Annotated in this window: 1 protein-coding gene; it reads right to left on the bottom strand. The window is 67.8% G+C overall.

Annotated features, from left to right (window positions below):
- Positions 1–3232: pyruvate carboxylase (gene pyc, locus GIY56_RS18200; RefSeq protein WP_154766245.1), on the bottom strand; the 3232-nt coding region annotated here is incomplete at both ends.

Below are 3232 nucleotides of genomic sequence, written 5' to 3'. Positions count from 1 at the left end.
TCGCCCTGATGCACCCTGGCCCCCACTGTGGCCGCGACCGAGGCCACGACGCCCGGCATCGGCGCGCCGACATGGCCGGGGTTCGCGGCGTCCGCCTTGGGACGGGCGGCGGCGGCGTTCGTGGCCTTGCGGTTGGGGACGCGGACCTGGCGCGGCTGGCCGTTCAGCTCGAAGAAGACCTTGACCTGGCCGTTCTCGTCGGTCTCGCCCAGGGTCAGGAAGCGGATCTCCAGCGTCTTGCCGGGGTCGATCTCGACGCTGATCTCGTCCCCCTGCTCCATGCCGTAGAAGAAGTTGCGCGTGGGCAGCGCACGGACCGGGCCATAGGTCTCGTGCCGCGCCATGTAGTCGCAAAAGACCTTGGGATACATCAGCCAGCCGTTCAGATCCTCGTCGTCGATGGCGACGCCCAGATCCTTGGACAGTTTCGCCCGCGCGGCTTCAAGATCGACAGGGGGCAGGTGCGCGCCGGGGCGGTCAGTGATCGGCGCCTCGCCCTTCAGCACCTTGCGTTGCAGCGCCTCGGGCCAGCCGCCGGGGGGTTGGCCGAGGTTCCCTTTCAGCATGTCGATCACGCTGTCGGGGAAGCTGACCTCGACGCTTGGGTCCAGCACCTGCCGGGGCGTCAGGTGCTGGGCCACCATCATCAGCGCCATGTCGCCCACCACCTTGGAGGACGGCGTGACCTTGACGATGTCGCCGAACATCCGGTTCACGTCCGCGTAGGCCTGGGCCACCTCGTGCCAGCGGTCCTCAAGCCCCATGGAGCGCGCCTGCGCCTTGAGGTTGGTGAATTGCCCGCCCGGCATCTCGTGCAGATAGACCTCGGACGCGGGGGATTGCAGGCCGCTCTCGAACGCGGCGTAGGTCTCGCGCACGCGTTCCCAATAGTTGCTGATCTGGCGGATCGCGGCGATGTCCAGGCCGGTGTCGCGGTCCGTGCCCTTCAGCGCCGCCACGATGGAGCCGAGGCAAGGCTGCGAGGTGCCGCCGCTGAACGCGTCCATCGCCGCATCGACCGCATCGACGCCCGCATCCGCCGCAGCGAGGATCGTCGCCCCGGCCAGGCCCGAGGTGTCGTGGGTGTGGAAGTGGACGGGCAGGCCCACCTCCTCCTTCAGCGTCTTGATGAGGATGCGGGCGGCTGCGGGCTTCAGAAGGCCCGCCATGTCCTTCAGGCCCAGCACATGCGCGCCCGCAGCCTTCAGATCCTTTGCTGTGCGGACATAATAGGTCAGGTCATACTTGGACCGATCGGGGTCCAGCATGTCGCCGGTATAGCAGACCGTGCCCTCGCAGATCTTGCCCGTGGCGATCACCGCGTCCATGGCGACGCGCATGTTTTCCACCCAGTTGAGACTGTCGAAGACGCGGAACACGTCGACGCCGCTTTCCGCCGCTTGCCGGACGAAGGACTGGACCACGTTGTCGGGATAGTTGGTGTAGCCTACGCCGTTCGACGCGCGCAGCAGCATCTGCGTCATCAGGTTGGGCATCCGTTCCCGGATGTCGCGCAGCCGCTGCCAGGGGCATTCCTGCAAGAAGCGATAGGCCACGTCGAAGGTCGCCCCACCCCAGCATTCCACGCTGAACAGCTGCGGCAGGTTCGCGGCGTAGGAGGGCGCCACGCGGATCATGTCGATGGACCGCATCCGGGTGGCCAGCAGCGACTGGTGGCCGTCGCGCATGGTGGTGTCGGTCATCAGCAGGCGGGTTTGCGCGCCCATCCAGTCGGCCACGGCCTGCGCGCCCTTTTCCTCCAGCAACTGCCGCGTGCCGGGCGCGGGGTCCGCCTTTGGCGCGGGCGGCACGGGCGGGCGGGCCTGCGCGGGGGGCATGGGCCGGCCCGCGGTTTCCGGGTGCCCGTTCACGCTGATGTCGGCCAGATAGGTCAGGATGCGCGTGGCCCGGTCCTGGCGCTTGTCGAACTGGAACAGCTCGGGCGTCGTGTCGATGAACTTGGTCGTATAGGTGTCGTCCAGGAAGGTCGGGTGTTTCAGCAGGTTGATGACGAAGTCGATGTTTGTGCTGACGCCGCGCACCCGGAACTCGCGCAGCGCCCGGTCCATGCGGCGGATCGCGCCGTCCGGCGTCTGCGCCCAGGCCGTGACCTTGACCAGCAGGCTGTCGTAATAGCGCGTGATGACCCCGCCCGAATAGGCGGTGCCGCCGTCGAGGCGGATGCCGTTGCCGGTGGCGCTGCGATAGGCGGTGATCCGGCCGTAGTCGGGGATGAAGTTGTTCAGCGGATCTTCGGTCGTCACCCGGCATTGCAGCGCGTGGCCCGACAGGGTGATCTGGTCCTGGCTGGGCACGCCGGTGGCCTCGGCCAGGGTCGCGCCCTCGGCGATGCGGATCTGCGACTGGACGATGTCGATGCCGGTGACCTCCTCGGTCACGGTGTGTTCGACCTGGACGCGCGGGTTCACCTCGATGAAGTAGAACCGCTGGCTGTCCATGTCCATCAGGAACTCGACGGTGCCGGCGTTCTGGTATCCCACGGCGCGGCCGATCTTCAGCGCCAGTTCGCAGACCTCGGCGCGCTGTTCGGCGGTCAGATAGGGCGCGGGCGCGCGTTCCACGACTTTCTGGTTGCGCCGCTGCACGGTGCAGTCGCGTTCATACAGGTGATACAGGCCGCCATGCGTGTCGCCCAGCAGCTGCACCTCGACGTGGCGTGCCCTCAGGATCATCTTTTCCAGATAGCCCTCGCCATTGCCGAAGGCGGCCTCGGCCTCGCGTCGGCCCTCGCGGACCTTGTCCGCCAGTTCGTCCGGCCCGTTGATCGGCCGCATCCCGCGCCCGCCCCCGCCCCAGGACGCCTTGAGCATCAGGGGATAGCCAACGGCCTCGGCCTCGGCCTTGATCGCCTCGAAATCCTCGCCCAGCACCTCGGTGGCGGGGATCACCGGCACGCCTGCGGCAATCGCCACGCGCCGGGCGCTGGCCTTGTCGCCAAGCGCGCGCATGGTGTCCGCGCGCGGGCCGATGAAGGTGATGCCCGCGGCCACGCAGGCATCGACGAAGTCGGGGTTTTCCGACAACAGGCCATAGCCCGGATGGATCGCGTCCGCGCCGCTTTCCTTGGCCACCCGGATGATCTCGGGGATGGACAGATAGGCCGCGACCGGGCCAAGCCCTTCGCCGATGCGATACGCCTCGTCCGCCTTGAAGCGGTGCAGGCCCAGCTTGTCCTCCTCGGCATAAACCGCGACCGTCTTCTTGCCCATCT

This window comes from Paracoccus lichenicola (assembly GCF_009708075.1).
Classification (GTDB): domain Bacteria; phylum Pseudomonadota; class Alphaproteobacteria; order Rhodobacterales; family Rhodobacteraceae; genus Paracoccus; species Paracoccus lichenicola.
Note: the sequence above shows the minus strand (reverse complement) of the source record. Positions and strands in the feature narration are given on the sequence as shown.